Source organism: Mesorhizobium sp. B2-5-7, assembly GCF_006440875.1.
Taxonomy (GTDB): Bacteria; Pseudomonadota; Alphaproteobacteria; order Rhizobiales; family Rhizobiaceae; genus Mesorhizobium; species Mesorhizobium australicum.
In genome coordinates this window covers 461928-475367 of sequence record NZ_VFUO01000004.1, presented here as the reverse complement: position 1 = coordinate 475367, position 13440 = coordinate 461928, and the positions used below count along the sequence as shown (strand labels likewise).

Genomic DNA, 13440 nt, shown 5'->3' with positions numbered 1-13440 from the left:
TTCTTGGCAATCTGGAGTCGATGACACTTGCATGCATTCTTGGCGGGTGTGACCGCCGAAAAGTGCACGCCTGTCCAACAGTCCCGGTTTGCGGACGGTAACATCCGCACAAAGCCGGGAAAGGAGCCTGATATGCCCAGAATAGTACCCGTGCTCGACTTGAGCCGCTTTGAACAAGGCGCGTCGGAACGCCGGACATTTCTGGCGGATCTGCGTTCCGCGTCGCGCGACATCGGCTTTTTCTACCTGGCCGGACATGGCATTTCGTGGGCGGAAATCAGTGAAGTGCTCACCGCGTCGCGCCGCTTCTTTGCCTTGGCCGAGGCCGACAAGCTCGCGATCGAAATGGTCAAATCCTCGCAGTTCCGTGGCTATACCCGCGCCGGCGGCGAGCTGACCAAGGGCAAGCCCGATTGGCGCGAACAGCTCGACATCGGCGTCGAGCGTCAGCCCATAGCGCAAGGGCCAGGAATTCCCGCCTGGACGCGGCTGCAGGGGCCGAACCAGTGGCCCGCTGCGTTGCCGGAACTCAAACCCGCCCTGCTGGCATGGCAGGCCAAGGCAACAGCAGTGGCCATCAGGCTGTTGAAAGCCTTCGCGCTGTCGCTCGATCAACCCGAGGACGCTTTCGACCCGATCTACCGCGAGCAGCCAAACCACCGCATGAAAATCGTGCGCTATCCCGGCCGAGAGGCGACCGGCGATGACCAGGGTGTCGGCGCGCACAAGGATGGCGGTTTCCTGACGTTGTTGCTTCAGGATGACAATAAGGGGCTGCAGGTCGACTATGACGGAAGCTGGGTGGATGTGGACCCCATTCCCGGTACGCTCGTCGTCAACATCGGCGAATTGCTCGAACTGGCCTCAAACGGCTATTTGCGGGCGACCGTGCATCGTGTCGTGACGCCGGCGGCCGGCATTGAACGCATTTCGGTGCCGTTCTTCTTCAGCGCCAGGCTCGATGCGACGATACCGCTGCTTAGCCTTTCCGAGGATCTGGCGGCGCAGGCGCGCGGGCCGGCCAGCGATCCGGACAATCCGCTGTTTCGCGATGTCGGAACCAATGTGCTGAAAAGCCGGCTGCGCTCGCATCCCGACGTCGCTCGGCGCCATTATGTGGATCTGCTCGAGCCGGAAAGCCGGGCCGGCTGAGTCTTGGACGAGAAAGAACGGGATTTTTGCCATCCCGACCGATTCTTAGAAAATCATTCGTCGTATTCGTCGGGGAATCGGCTCAAAAAGGAAAAACCGTTCGGTGTTTTCCTCCCATTTCACCGAGCGGTGTTCCCCTCTGAAGGTTATGACCTTCTTTTTTGGCCGGGCCGTTTCGCGCCCGGCCGTTTTTCTTTCCGCCCTGCGTGTTGCCGGTGCGGAGCCGATCCGGCAGAGTTCAACATCCGCCGGCGGTTGCAATCACTGGAAGAGGAGAGGATCTCATGACATCCAACGTCGCCGTGATTGCCGGGGCGGGCTCCGGATTGAGCGCCTCGCTCGCGCGTCTTCTCGCCAGGGAAGGGTTCCATGTCGTCCTGGCCGCCCGAAACATCGAGAAGCTCGATGCCTTGCAAGCGCAAACGGGCGCGCAAGCCGTGGCGACGGATGTCTCGGATCCAGCATCGGTCGAGCATCTGTTCGATATCGCGGACAAGGCTGGACCACTTTCCCTCGTGATTTTCAACGCCGGCGGCCGCGCTCGCGGTCCAATAGCCGAACTCGATCCCGAGGCTGTCCGACAGGCTTTGCTGGTCGGGGCCTATGGCGGGTTCCTGGTAGCTCAACAGGCGGCCCGCCGGCTGATCGCTCAAGGGGCGGGGTCGATCCTCTTCACCGGAGCGACAGCAAGTGTGAAGGGGTTCGCCGGCTCCGCCGGCTTTGCGATGCCCAAATTCGGATTGCGCGGGCTGGCGCAATCCATGGCCCGCGAACTGGCGCCCAAGAACATCCACGTTGCGCATTTCATCATCGACGGCGCCATTGCTTCGGCCGCTTCCGGACAGGAGCCCGGGCCGCAGGATCGCCGGCTGTCTCCGGATGCGATCGCAGAGGCCTATCTCGCCATCCACCGCCAGCACCGCAGCGCCTGGACCTGGGAAATGGAACTCAGGCCGTGGGTTGAAAATTTCTGACTGGATCAGCGATCTATGCGACTTTTGCATGGCTCGTCTGCACGGGCCTTGAGGAGAGTCGACATCGGATGTGGATGTCACTATATAGCGGCGGCTTCGCGGGCTCACGCCTTGAAGCGCAACGTCATAGGCGGCTGTAGTGACAGCCAGTGAGATTAAGAAACGGACTGGAAGCCGTAAAAGGTAGAAGCAATTGCTCGGAGCGGGAAGACCCCGCCAACGGTACAGTCCTTCAGAATCAGAAAATGTTCTTCACCCCTCGATTTCCTTCGGCTCTGTGGACCCTGGACGGCTTCGGCTTGCCGGCTGGCCGCGACTCGGCTCGAATGGGAACATGCATCCTTCGCGGGATGCCGACGCTTATGATTACCAACCGGCTTTGCCGCCAGGGAACAGCAGTATGAGTGAACACGCGATCGAGTTCTTGCGGGGATGGATCGGCGAAAAGGTCCATTGCCAGTCCCACGCCAGGATCGAGAAGCAGGCCGAGACGTTGGCCCGCGAATGCGCCGCCAAGGCGGCCGAGGTCGGCATACCGCTGGAGGACATCCAGGAGGAAGTCGGCGACATCCAGGAATTGATCGCTTCCCGGCTCGAGGAAGCGGCCGAGGCCGACGAAAACCAGCAGGCCTCAAGCAAAGCCGCGGAATAACTACGGGTCAAACCTGTTCGAAACGCGCGGGCTTCGGCCCGCGTTTTCGTCTCAGCCATCCCTCTCAGCCAAACTTTTCTTCCAGCCACGCCTTTGGCAGCGCCGGCACGAAATTGCCGTCGCGCCCAGTCATGTCGTCATTGGCGATAAGAGCGTTGAGGATGGATTCCTCCACCGTCTGGATCACCGCATCGAAGAACGGGTCGATGTCTGTATCGGGAATGAAATCGGCGCTGGCGATGCGGCCGGACAACCCCAGCGCCGCGGCGGGATTAGCCGTCGAGAAGGCGAGGAAGATATCGCCCGAACTGTGATAGCCGAAGCCGCCCGTCAAGGCGACGCCGAGCGGCACACGGCGCGCCAATCGCTTCATCTGATGCGGCAGGAAAGGCGCGTCGGTCGCGATGACGGCGATGATTGAGCCCTTTTCCGCGCGCGACGTGGCTTCGCGGATCGCCGGTTCGGTGAGTTCGGGCCCGGCGCGCAGGCCGCGAATGGTGAAATTATGCCGCTTGCCGAAATTCGACTGCACGAAGGCGCCGACCGTGTAGGTGCGCCCCTGCCATGCGACGATGCGCGAGGCCGTGCCGGACCCTGCCTTGAAGCCGAAGGTGATCATGCCGGTGCCGCCGCCGACGCTGCCTTCCTCGACCGGTCCGCCGGCGGCGCCGTCAAGGGCTTCGGCGACGTGCTCCGACGTTAGATGGTGGCCGTTGATGTCGTTGAGAAATCCGTCATAAGTCTCCGCCGCCACCGGCAGCCCCCAGGCGCTGTCGATCGCGGCCGGCAGCACCCGGTTCATCCAGCGCAGCGTGCCGTCACGCGAAACACCGCAGGAATGCGTGTTGGTGATGGTGATCGGGAAGTTGAAGGCGCCGGTTTCCTCGATGATGTGCGAGCCGGTCATCTCGCCATTGCCGTTCTGGCTGAAAATGCCGGCGAAGACCGGGGTGGCCAATTCGGCGCGCGGCCTCGGCAGGATTGCGGTCACGCCGGTGCGCACCGGCCCCTTGCCGACGATAAGCGGACCATCGCCCGATATCAGCGTCGCATAGCCTACAGCGACGCCGGGCACGTCGGTGATCGCGTTGAACGGCCCGGGCGTTCCGTCGAAGCCGATAGCGAAGCTTCGCGCGCGCGGCTTGCCGGACGGCGTTGCCAGATGGTGCGGATTGTCGATCATGCTCTTAGAACAAGGATCCCTGATTGCCGGGTTCCTTTGCCTTTGCCGCCGGTCTGGCCACGGGCTTTGGCCGCGCCGCGCCACTGGTTGCCACCGCATCCGCCGTGCCATCGGCGAACTCCAGCGACAGCGCCATCCCCGACGCCACCTCGGCGGCCTGCTTGATGACCGCGCCGTCGGCATCCTTCACCAGCGCGAAGCCGCGCGCCAGGACGGCCTTGTGCGAAAGCGTCGCCATCAGCCGGTCGGCCTGGACGATGCGGCCGCGCAACCGCTCCAGCCTGAGCAGCATCGCCTGGCCGCCGCGTCTCGTCAAAGCCGTCAGAAGATCCCTCTGCACACGTTGGCGCCGGGCTGTCGGCTCGATCGTGATGCGGCCCTGCAGCAAAGCCAATTGCTGTCTGTGCCGCTGCAGCGATGCCTTGGCGCATTTTGGCAACTGATCCGCGGCACGATTGAGCTCCGCGCGCCGGCTTCTGGCCAGAGTGCGCAGCGCCCCTTGCGCCCGCAAAAGGCTACGGTCGTTGGTGCGCCGCGCTTCGGCAATCCGCTGCGACAGCATTGCCGGCGTCAATTTTACAGCGAAGAATCGCGCCCGCTTGCGCTCGGTGGAAACCATCAGGCCACGACCGAGCCTCGATGTCGCCTCGTCCAGGCGCCGGCGCGGCAGCGCCAGCAATTGATCGGGCGAGGGCATCGCACGCGCCGCCGCACGGGCTGCCTGCCGCTTGCGCTCGAAATTGCGCAAGACGGCGGCCTTGAGCCGCGCGCCGAGGCTGGCCAGCGTCGCTTCGAGGTCAGCCTTCACCGGCACGGCGATTTCGGCCGCGCCCGTCGGTGTCGGCGCCCGCACATCCGCGACAAGGTCGATCAGCGTCCAGTCGGTTTCGTGGCCGACAGCCGAAATCACCGGAATGCCCGAGGCGGCGACCGCGCGGGCGAGTGCCTCGTCGTTGAAGCCCCACAGATCTTCCAGGCTGCCGCCGCCGCGCGCCACGATCAGCAGATCGGGGCGCTGAATGGGGCTGTCCCATGCCAGCGCGTTGAAACCGGTGACGGCATTGGTCACTTCCGCACTCGCCGTGTCGCCTTGAACCCGCACGGGCCAGACCAGCACATGCAGTGGAAAGCGGTCCTTGATGCGATGGATGATGTCGCGGATGACCGAGCCGGTCGGCGAGGTGACCACGCCGATGACGCGTGGCATGAACGGCAGCCGGCGTTTGCGCACCGCATCGAAAAGGCCCTCCGCCTGCAGCCGGCGTTTGCGTTCCTCCAGCAGCGCCATCAGCGCCCCGGCGCCGGCCGGCTCGAGATTGTCGATGACGATCTGGTAATTGGACTTGCCGGGATAGGTGGTGAGCTTGCCGGTGGCGATCACCTCCATCCCTTCCTCGGGACGAAATTTCAGCCGGCTCATCGTGCCTTTCCAGACCACGGCGTCGAGCCGCGCACGGTCGTCCTTGAGCGCGAAATAAGCATGGCCGGAGGAATGCGGCCCACGATAACCTGAGATTTCGCCGCGCACCCGCACATTGCCGAAGACGTCCTCGACCGTGCGCTTCAGCGCGCCTGATATTTCGCTCACCGTGTATTCGGTGGCGTTGGTGCGTGATTCGGATGCTGCTTCGCTCATCGGTCGATTGGGGGCCGGTTGGACGCCGACGTCAAGGCGGCCGTGTCAGGCCCGATAGTCATGACCCGCTTTTTACCAGCCCGGCAGGATCTGGTTCGGCTTGCTTCGCTTCATCTTGGCAAAGGCGAGGGCCGCGAAATCGAACGTCCCCGTCTCCTCGCCGAGCGGCACGGAGATGTTGTCCAGGCTTTCCGAGATGTGGCGGGCAAGCGCATCGACGATCTCCGGCCGCGAGGTCTGGCCGCGCATGATGCCGATGCGGCAGTCGGGCAGGGCGCCGAAGCCGTCGGCCTCGCCCAGCACCCGCATGCCGGGCCTGAGCGCGCATTCCGGCAGCACCGAGATCGCCAGCCCCGACAGCACGGCGGCGGTGATCACGGTCGCCGAGAAACTGGTGAACAGGATCCGGTAGTCGCGGTTCTGCTGGTCCAACACGTCGACCGCGGCGCGCCTCCAGATGCAGTTCGGCCGGCCGAAGGCCATCGGCAGCGTCTCCTGTTCATGCGTCGCATGGTTGGCCGAGGAGACCCAGAGCAGCGGTTCACGCCGCACCACCTCCGACTGGCCGCGCACATCATTGTGCGTCACCAGCGCCAGGTCGAGATTGCCGCGCTTGATGTGCTCGACCAGCCCCGGGGTCGGTTCGCAGATGACGGTCAGTTCGACGCGCGGATTGGAGCGCGTGAACCGTGCCATGATCTCGGGCAGGAAACGGTCCGCATAATCGTCAGGCGTGCCGATGCGGATCGTGCCTTCGAGCCTCTGGTCATCGAAGGCTGCGAGCGTTTCGCGGTTGAGATAGAGCAATCGCCTTGCGTAGGAGAGCAGTTTGTCGCCTTCCTCCGTCAGCCTGTTCGAGCGCCCCTCCTTCTCGAACAGCGGCTTGCCGATCCGCTCCTCCAGCCGGCGCATCTGCATCGACACCGCCGACTGGGTGCGGTGCACTTCTTCCGCAGCGCGGGTGAAGCTGCCGGTATCGGCAATCGAGATGAAGGTCTGCAATTGATCGAGATCGAGCGGCGCTTTCATCGGTCCAATCCATCACTGCTGTTGATATTAAAGATTAGAAACATTCGTTGGATTAATCAATCGGTCGATGGCAAATTGGCATTGTCCAAATGAAAGCCCATGCATGTCGCCTAAAAGTGGACACCGGTTTTGGGACGACGACATGCATTTCTAAAATTGTATTTGAGACCGGAACGGCCGCTGTCGCCAGCGCCGATCGTCGGGTTTCGTCCGTTCGAGTCTGAAGGAGACCGATATGACCACGATCGATTTCGCCACCGAGACCTCGCGCATCACCTCGCGTCCGGCTGTTGCGACGCGCGTGGCCAACATTGTCTCCAACGCCTACCGCGCCTGGAAAAACCGCCGGGCCTTCTACCGCCTTGGCGAGATGTCGGACGCAGAACTCGCCGATATCGGCCTCACGCGCGCCGACCTGCATGTCGCAATCGACGTGCCGTTTGGCCGTGACCCGACGGCAATCCTGCGTGAGATCGCCAGCGATCGCGTGGAAACGATCGAGGAAATCGCTCGCAAGGTGGCCTGATTGGTTCAGCTTCGGTTGCGTTGAACCCTTTCACGGTTCAGCGCGACCAAGGTTCTGCAGGCTCCCCACTCCCTGCCGGTTCCCCGCCGGCCTGCCTGCACGCTGCCCGGTCCTCCCAAGGACCGGGCTTTTCCTTTAAGGTTTACCGAAGGCCGGGCGACTACCGCCGGTCCATGTCCCGCTTGAACTGGTCGAAGATCGTTTCCACGCCCTTCTGGTATTCGTCGCGCTGCTGGGCTCCGGTCTGGAACATCTTGCCGAAAATGTCGTCGAACGGGTTCCGTGGCCGTCCGCTCGGATTGGCTTGGGGCTGTGGTGCTTGGCGCTGCTGCGGTTGCGGCGCTTGAGGTTGCGGCGCCGGCTGCCCGCCGGGCATCCCGAGGCCGCCGCCTCCACCTTGCCGCAGCATCTCCTCGAAGATTTTCCCCAGCGGGTTGTCGCCGTAGGGGCTCTGTGTCTGCTGGGGCTGGGGCCGGCTTTGTGGTTGCTGCGGCGCGCCGCCACCGAACATGTCCTGCAGCACCTTGCCGAGCGGATTGTCGCCATAGGGATTGGGCGCCGGCTGCGGCTGGCTTTGCGGCTGCGGTGAGCCGCCGCCGAACATGTCCTGCAAGACCTTGCCGAGCGGGTTGTCCATGGGGTTCTGAGGCGGTGGCGCCTGGCGCTGTTGCGGCGCTGGCGCCTGCATGCCGCCTTGCCGCATCATCTGCTCGATGATCTCGCCCAGTGGATTGTTGCCGCCGCCGCCAAGACCAGCCGCTGCCTGCATCTGGTTTGTCGTCTGCTTGAACAGTCCGCCCATTACCATCGAGGCGATAGCAGGCAGCATCTGCTGCAAGATCTGCTGGCTGACGCCGCTCGCCTGCGCGGCCTGGCTGGCCACGGCGCGCGACAGGTCTTTCGAACCGAACAGATGTCCCAGAATGCCGTTGCCCTCGTCGACGCCTTGCGGCGAGAAGGCGCACGTGGCGTCCTCGAAATATTTGGCGTGCTGGCCGCTTGCCATCGCCGTCATGAAGGCGCCGAGCCCATAGGGATCGGCGGTGTTGCGTTGCAACCCTTGTGAAAAGGCTGGCAGCAGTGCGGCGACCGCCGCCTGCGTCTGCTGCAGCGAAAGCCCGTATTGCTGGGCAAGCGCCTGCATGCCGTTGCCGTTCTGGGCCTGCGCCAGCATGTCGAACAAGGTAGGCATCGGCTTCTCCTCCGGGATCCTCGAAAGAGAGCCTAATTCGTTTCAGCGCCCGATTGAAGTTACTTTTGCCACCCGCCATGGCTCGCGGTTAATAGGCATACTCCATGAACACCGGCTCGATCGAGCCGCCCCAGCGCGTGTGGTAGGCCGACAGCATCTCCTCCGCACTGGTGGTGCCGCGCGCCACGACCTCGTCGAGCGTGTTGAGGAACGAGGTTTCGTCGTAGCCGTCACGGTTCTTCTTGCCGCGGTTCCTCAACCCCGTGCGCGAAATGGCCATGACGTCGCGGGCGACCTCGCGCAACGTCGTGTTGCGGAAGGGCGCGGCAATGCCGAGCTCCGGCACGGCGTTGCGCATGGCCAGGACTTCCTTGTAGGTCCAGCTCGACGTCAACGCCTCGGCCGCGTCGAGTGCCACCTCGTCGTAGAGCAGCCCGACCCAGAAGGCCGGCAGCGCGCAGATGCGCCGCCAGGGACCGCCATCGGCGCCGCGCATTTCAAGGAAACGCTTGAGCCGCACGTCCGGGAACAGCGTCGACAGATGGTTCGCCCAGTCGCCCATCGTCGGCAGCCCGTCCGGCACTTCATTGCGCGCGGCCCCGGCCATGAACTGGCGGAAGGTGATATGCGTCATGTCGTGATAACGGCCATCGCGAATGACGAAATACATCGGCACGTCGAGTGCCCATTCGACATAGTCGGCGAAACCGAAATCGGGCGAGAAGCAGAATTCGAGCAGGCCCGAGCGCTGGTTGTCGGTGTCGCGCCAGATGTCGCCGCGCCAGCTCTGCAGCCCGTTCGGCCGGCTGTCGGTGAAGGGCGAGTTGGCGAACAGTGCGGTCGACAGCGGCTGCAGCTTCAGCGACACCTGCATCTTGCGGCGCATGTCGGCCTCGCTCTCGAAGTCGAGGTTCACCTGGATCGTGCAGGTGCGGTACATCATGTCGAGGCCCTTGGTGCCGACCTTGGGCATGTAGCGCGTCATGATCTCATAGCGCGACTTCGGCATTTTCGGTGTCTCGGCCAACGACCATTTCGGGCTGCCGCCGAGGCCGAGGAAGCGGATGCCCATCGGCTCGGCGATCTCGCGCACCTGCGCCAGATGGGCGTTGCCCTCGCGGCAGGTCTGGTGGATCGTCTCCAGCGGCGCGCCGGAAAGCTCGAACTGGCCGCCGGGCTCGAGCGAAATTGCCCCCTGGCCCGTCGGTTCGACCAAGCCGATGATGCGGCCGTCATCCATGATCGGATCCCAGCCAAGCTTGTTCTGCATGCCTTCAAGGATGGCGCGGATGCCGCGCTCACCACCATAGGGCACCGGTGCGTTGCCATCGACATAGAACGGGAATTTCTCGTGCTCGGTGCCGATGCGCCATTTTTCGCGCGGCTTGTTGCCTTCGGCCAGGTGCTCGACAAGCTCGTCTATGCCTTCGATGGGCCGGAAATCGGTTGTGTCGCGCGCCATTCTCAAGCCCTCAAAGGCGGTTGGACCACCGCCGGCGCTAAATGGACGAAATGTCAGTAGCCGATCAAGCGAAAAATCCTGAGCCACAGGTCAAGAGGAATTGAAGGCCACGCCCAGCAAACACCTCTTGCAAGAGACAGAGCACTACCAGTCGCCGATTGTTGCCTGCATCACCGCAAGCGCTGCCACGGCCGCCGTGTCGGCACGCAGGATACGCGGCCCGAGCGGAATGGCGGTCACGAAGGGAAGCGCGCGCAGCATCTTGCGCTCCTCGTCGGAAAAGCCGCCCTCGGGCCCGACCAGCAGGGCGAGCTTCTTCTCCTTCACCGTCTGCAATGCTGGCAGTGGGTTGTTGGTCGAGGCGTCCTCGTCGCAGAAGATCAACCGGCGTTCCTTGTCCCAGCCGGTCAGCAGGCGCTCGAATTTTTCCGCGTCGCGCACTTCTGGCACCGCCAGGATGCCGCATTGTTCGGCAGCCTCGACGACATTGGCGCGCAGGCGATCGAGCGACGGCTTGGCCACCTGCGTGTGCTGGGTGATGACCGGCTGCAGGACGCCGGCGCCCATCTCGACCGCCTTCTGCACGAGATAATCCAGCCGGCCCTGCTTCAGCGGTGCGAAGCAATAGACCAGGTCAGGCAAAGGCGGCTGCGGCCTTTGCAGCGCCAGCACTTTCAGCCGCACCGAGCGCTTCGATTTCGCTGATATCGCGGCCGACCACTCGCCGTCGCGGCCATTGAAGACAAGGATCTCGGCGCCTTCGGCGAGCCGCAGCACATGCAGGAGATAATGGCTCTGCTGCTGGCCGGGTTCGACCTCGATGTCCAGTCCGAGGTCGTCGGGCACGAACAGACGTTGCATCTTGTAGTTGGCGCGCATGGCCGAGGAATGGGCGAGGCGGCCGCCGGCGTCAAGCCTTGGCGGAGGGATGCCACACAGGCTGAAAGCCGTGACGCAGGATGGCAACCGTCGTTTCCGGGGTCAGCAGCACCAGCGTCTCGTCCTCGAACCGACCCAGGCTGGTAGGCGGGCCGTATCCGGCAAAAGACCATGGCAACGCCTTGCCGTGGCACAAGGCGTAGGTGCTGCCGCCGGTTGCGATCATCGCGCCGTCGGGCAGGCGGGCAAGCGCGTCCATCGCGACGGCAGGCCGTTTGCCACCCGACGCCAACCGCTCCTTGTGCAGCCGTTTGTCCACCTGCGGCGCGCGCGGCTCGGCAATGACGAAGGCTTGGCCGAAGCGCCTGACAAAATCCCTGGCTCGTTCGCGCTGGCAAAAGAAGCAGGGACGATGCCCGGCGGCGAGCGCCGTCACCTCGTCGAGGAAGAACAGTTCGGTCCAGCCGGCCTTGCCATCGGCCCGGTTGCGGCCCATCGGCTCGCGCCGCACATTGCGGAATTGGCACACGCAGATGATCCAGGCCTGAAGCGCCCAGCGCTTTTTCAGGAGCGTCTTTGTCGCGGGGTCGTGGATGATGCCGCGATTGCCGGTGAACAGGCCGCGCTCCGGCACGGCATGAATGGCGCCGAACGGATCGACCCGGTTCTGCAGTGGCATGGTTTTCTCCTGGGATACGCATCTTGGCTGCGATACTGGCGGCATGATATCGCTGGTTTCCTCGTTTTCATGTCAGCAGGGTTTGCCATGCGGGTGCTGGTGGTCCAGAACTTCGACAATACCGGCCTTGGCCAGGTTGGCGCGGCGCTCGCGGAAGCGGGTGCCGATCTCGATGTGCGCCTTCCCTACAAGGGTGATGCGCTGCCACGGGACGCAACCCGCCATGATGCCATGGTGGTGCTCGGCGGTGGCCAGAATGCACTGGACGACGAAGACTATCCCTATTTCCCGGCGCTGCTGGAACTGACCCGCGATTTTGCCGGCAAGGACCGCGCAGTGCTCGGCATCTGTCTCGGGGGTCAACTCGTCGCCCGCGCCTTTGGCGGCGAAAACCGCATTGGCGGCGCCAATGAATTCGGCTGGCGCGGCGTGTCGTTGACCCCGGATGCCAAGGCCGACCCAGTGCTGTCTGCACTGCCGGAAACATTCCCGATCTTCCAGTGGCATGACGATACATTCGAGCTGCCGGACGACGCCGTGCGGCTCGCCGGCAACGATGTCGCCGAAAACCAGGCGTTTCGGGTCGGCCGCGCCGTCTACGGCTTCCAGTTCCATTTCGAGGCCGACCGGCCGCTGGTGAAGGACTGGAGTTCCTCCTTCGCGCCGACCATTGCCGCGCGCCATCCCGACTGGGCCGGCGAGCTCGAGGACGAAATGGCCCGCAACGGCCCTGATGCCGATGCTGCCGGCCTCGCCATCGCCCGCGCCTGGGTGGCGACGATCTAAGCATTCGCTTCCGCGTCCTACCGCGTGACATAATTGGCACGTGGGCCGGAATCCGTCTGGGGAAAACCCTTTCATCCTTGGCTTGTGTCCGCCCGCTATCCTAGAAGGCGCGCGCTATATCGGCTGTGCAACCGGGATGAACCTTTTGTGTGACCCGTGCGACACACCATCGATACAGAACACGCCTAGAAGCGCGAAATCGTCGAAACTTTGAAGCGATTTTTCCGTTTCAACGCATTGGTAACCGCCTCGTGCACAGATGCAGAAAGCTCAACAAGAGATGACGTCCGTGAAAGCAGCTCTTCTGTCCTTTGCCATGCTGTCCGCCATCGTGCTTTGCGGCCTTGGCATCTATGCCGCCGATGCCGCCAACAACCACAATGCGGTCGACGGCTACGGCGTCACCGCCTCCCTGCGCTAAAGCCCAGGCATCGCTCGCGCGAGTATCCCTCGCGCCAGTATCCTCGCGTCCTTGGGCGCCGGGGCCTCAAGGTTCCTTTATCGACATTTCCAGGATGCGTTTGTCCGCGCCGTCCACGACGAGCGCGGTAAGCTTGCCTGACTGCCAGGCAAGCGTGTCGACATTGACGCGGTTGGCCATCACTTCCGCCTCGGGGACCGGCGTGTGGCCATGCACCACGATCTTCGGGAGGAGACCGGTGTGATCGTGGAAGACGTCACGGATCCAGATCAGGTCCTGGATATTCTGTTTCTCCAGCGCAATGCCTGGCCTTATGCCGGCATGGCAGAAGAAGAAGTCGCCTGACGTCACCGAGAACGGCAGCGACCGCAGGAAGTCGATATGGCTTTGCGGCACGGCTGCGAGCAAGGCTTGGTGGCCCTTGCGCATGGCTGACTCGGCCTTGCCGAACCAAATGCCGCTGCCGTTGTTGATCGTCACCCCATAGGATTGCGCGGTCTGGATGCCGCCAAAACGGAGGAAGAGCCCTTCGGGGTCGGGTGTCTCGAGAAAGTCGAGAAAGCCGAGGTCGTGGTTGCCGGCCAGCATCATGTTTCGCTGATCGCGTTCGCGCGCTTCGATCAGGAAGTCGATGACGCCCTTGGAGTCGGGCCCTCGATCGACATAGTCGCCAAGATGGATGATGCGCCAGTCCGCGACCAGGTCCCTGGCGATCTCGGCCTCGATCTGTCCGTGCATGGCGGCCAGCAGGTCGAGCCGGCCATGCACGTCGCCGATCGCGTAGAGACGCACGCCGTCCGGCCCGCGTGCGTCGAGGAAATGGATGCCGGGTTCCACCAAGGTTCTGGTATCTCCGTGGTCAGATGTCA

14 protein-coding genes are annotated in these 13440 nt (G+C 63.6%); 6 read left to right on the top strand and 8 right to left on the bottom strand.

Going from position 1 to position 13440, the window contains the following annotated elements:
* Positions 1-132 precede the first annotated feature (132 nt).
* The 3 genes from FJ543_RS20195 to FJ543_RS20185 all read left to right on the top strand — a co-directional run bounded on the left by FJ543_RS20195 (position 133) and on the right by FJ543_RS20185 (position 2778).
* Positions 133-1152 (top strand): isopenicillin N synthase family oxygenase, encoded by a 1020-nt coding sequence (locus tag FJ543_RS20195; RefSeq protein ID WP_140876678.1) that lies wholly within the window; start codon positions 133-135, stop codon positions 1150-1152.
* A 284-nt stretch (positions 1153-1436) separates the two neighbouring features.
* Entirely contained in the window at positions 1437-2126 is a 690-nt protein-coding gene (locus FJ543_RS20190) for an SDR family NAD(P)-dependent oxidoreductase (RefSeq protein ID WP_140614586.1), read from the top strand.
* A gap of 400 nt (positions 2127-2526) precedes the next feature.
* Positions 2527-2778: a DUF768 domain-containing protein gene (locus FJ543_RS20185; RefSeq protein WP_015316487.1), complete on the top strand. Its 252-nt coding sequence runs from the start codon at positions 2527-2529 to the stop codon at positions 2776-2778.
* A gap of 64 nt (positions 2779-2842) precedes the next feature.
* Here the strand turns inward: FJ543_RS20185 and FJ543_RS20180 are convergent, their stop codons facing one another.
* The 3 genes from FJ543_RS20180 to FJ543_RS20170 all read right to left on the bottom strand — a co-directional run bounded on the left by FJ543_RS20180 (position 2843) and on the right by FJ543_RS20170 (position 6626).
* On the bottom strand, positions 2843-3961 hold the full coding sequence (locus tag FJ543_RS20180) for a P1 family peptidase (RefSeq protein WP_140715560.1): 1119 nt from the start codon (positions 3959-3961) through the stop codon (positions 2843-2845).
* Between the two features lie 4 nt (positions 3962-3965).
* On the bottom strand, positions 3966-5597 hold the full coding sequence (gene xseA / locus FJ543_RS20175; RefSeq protein ID WP_140715558.1) for an exodeoxyribonuclease VII large subunit: 1632 nt from the start codon (positions 5595-5597) through the stop codon (positions 3966-3968).
* Between the two features lie 72 nt (positions 5598-5669).
* The gene (locus FJ543_RS20170; protein ID WP_140614583.1) at positions 5670-6626 is read right to left on the bottom strand and encodes a LysR substrate-binding domain-containing protein; all 957 of its coding nucleotides are present in this window, start codon (positions 6624-6626) and stop codon (positions 5670-5672) included.
* Between the two features lie 235 nt (positions 6627-6861).
* Between FJ543_RS20170 and FJ543_RS20165 the strand changes: the two genes are divergently transcribed.
* Positions 6862-7152, top strand: coding sequence for a DUF1127 domain-containing protein (locus FJ543_RS20165; RefSeq protein WP_023771371.1), 291 nt, complete (start codon positions 6862-6864; stop codon positions 7150-7152).
* A gap of 160 nt (positions 7153-7312) precedes the next feature.
* On the opposite strand, the gene FJ543_RS20160 is transcribed toward FJ543_RS20165, so the two are convergent.
* From FJ543_RS20160 to FJ543_RS20145, 4 genes are all read right to left on the bottom strand, one after another.
* The gene (locus FJ543_RS20160; protein ID WP_140876675.1) at positions 7313-8344 is read right to left on the bottom strand and encodes a DUF937 domain-containing protein; all 1032 of its coding nucleotides are present in this window, start codon (positions 8342-8344) and stop codon (positions 7313-7315) included.
* 88 nt (positions 8345-8432) lie between these two features.
* Complete coding sequence (locus FJ543_RS20155) at positions 8433-9806, bottom strand: glutamate--cysteine ligase (RefSeq protein WP_140725629.1); 1374 nt, start codon at positions 9804-9806, stop codon at positions 8433-8435.
* A 144-nt stretch (positions 9807-9950) separates the two neighbouring features.
* Positions 9951-10685: a 16S rRNA (uracil(1498)-N(3))-methyltransferase gene (locus FJ543_RS20150; protein WP_015316494.1), complete on the bottom strand. Its 735-nt coding sequence runs from the start codon at positions 10683-10685 to the stop codon at positions 9951-9953.
* Between the two features lie 31 nt (positions 10686-10716).
* Positions 10717-11364: a hypothetical protein gene (locus FJ543_RS20145; RefSeq protein WP_015316495.1), complete on the bottom strand. Its 648-nt coding sequence runs from the start codon at positions 11362-11364 to the stop codon at positions 10717-10719.
* 87 nt (positions 11365-11451) lie between these two features.
* On the opposite strand from FJ543_RS20145, the gene FJ543_RS20140 reads away from it, so the two are divergent.
* Both FJ543_RS20140 and FJ543_RS32210 read left to right on the top strand, forming a co-directional pair.
* Positions 11452-12150: a type 1 glutamine amidotransferase gene (locus FJ543_RS20140; RefSeq protein ID WP_140876843.1), complete on the top strand. Its 699-nt coding sequence runs from the start codon at positions 11452-11454 to the stop codon at positions 12148-12150.
* Between the two features lie 289 nt (positions 12151-12439).
* Positions 12440-12571, top strand: a complete 132-nt coding sequence (locus FJ543_RS32210) for a hypothetical protein (RefSeq protein WP_013893872.1) — start codon at positions 12440-12442, stop codon at positions 12569-12571.
* 66 nt (positions 12572-12637) lie between these two features.
* On the opposite strand, the gene FJ543_RS20130 is transcribed toward FJ543_RS32210, so the two are convergent.
* Positions 12638-13411 carry a metallophosphoesterase gene (locus FJ543_RS20130; protein ID WP_140876673.1) on the bottom strand — a complete coding sequence of 258 codons (774 nt, stop codon included), beginning with the start codon at positions 13409-13411 and terminating at the stop codon, positions 12638-12640.
* Between the last annotated feature and the right edge of the window lie 29 nt (positions 13412-13440).

What these genes read in the sequence shown, in the direction of transcription:
- xseA (WP_140715558.1), bottom strand. Translation starts at nt 5,597, where the DNA reads ATGAGCGAAGCAGCATCCGAATCACGCACCAACGCCACCGAATACACG.
- FJ543_RS20145 (WP_015316495.1), bottom strand. Translation starts at nt 11,364, where the DNA reads ATGCCACTGCAGAACCGGGTCGATCCGTTCGGCGCCATTCATGCCGTG.
- FJ543_RS20165 (WP_023771371.1), top strand. Translation starts at nt 6,862, where the DNA reads ATGACCACGATCGATTTCGCCACCGAGACCTCGCGCATCACCTCGCGT.
- FJ543_RS20190 (WP_140614586.1), top strand. Translation starts at nt 1,437, where the DNA reads ATGACATCCAACGTCGCCGTGATTGCCGGGGCGGGCTCCGGATTGAGC.
- FJ543_RS20140 (WP_140876843.1), top strand. Translation starts at nt 11,452, where the DNA reads ATGCGGGTGCTGGTGGTCCAGAACTTCGACAATACCGGCCTTGGCCAG.
- FJ543_RS20155 (WP_140725629.1), bottom strand. Translation starts at nt 9,806, where the DNA reads ATGGCGCGCGACACAACCGATTTCCGGCCCATCGAAGGCATAGACGAG.
- FJ543_RS20160 (WP_140876675.1), bottom strand. Translation starts at nt 8,344, where the DNA reads ATGCCTACCTTGTTCGACATGCTGGCGCAGGCCCAGAACGGCAACGGC.
- FJ543_RS20185 (WP_015316487.1), top strand. Translation starts at nt 2,527, where the DNA reads ATGAGTGAACACGCGATCGAGTTCTTGCGGGGATGGATCGGCGAAAAG.
- FJ543_RS20150 (WP_015316494.1), bottom strand. Translation starts at nt 10,685, where the DNA reads ATGCGCGCCAACTACAAGATGCAACGTCTGTTCGTGCCCGACGACCTC.
- FJ543_RS20180 (WP_140715560.1), bottom strand. Translation starts at nt 3,961, where the DNA reads ATGATCGACAATCCGCACCATCTGGCAACGCCGTCCGGCAAGCCGCGC.
- FJ543_RS20195 (WP_140876678.1), top strand. Translation starts at nt 133, where the DNA reads ATGCCCAGAATAGTACCCGTGCTCGACTTGAGCCGCTTTGAACAAGGC.
- FJ543_RS20170 (WP_140614583.1), bottom strand. Translation starts at nt 6,626, where the DNA reads ATGAAAGCGCCGCTCGATCTCGATCAATTGCAGACCTTCATCTCGATT.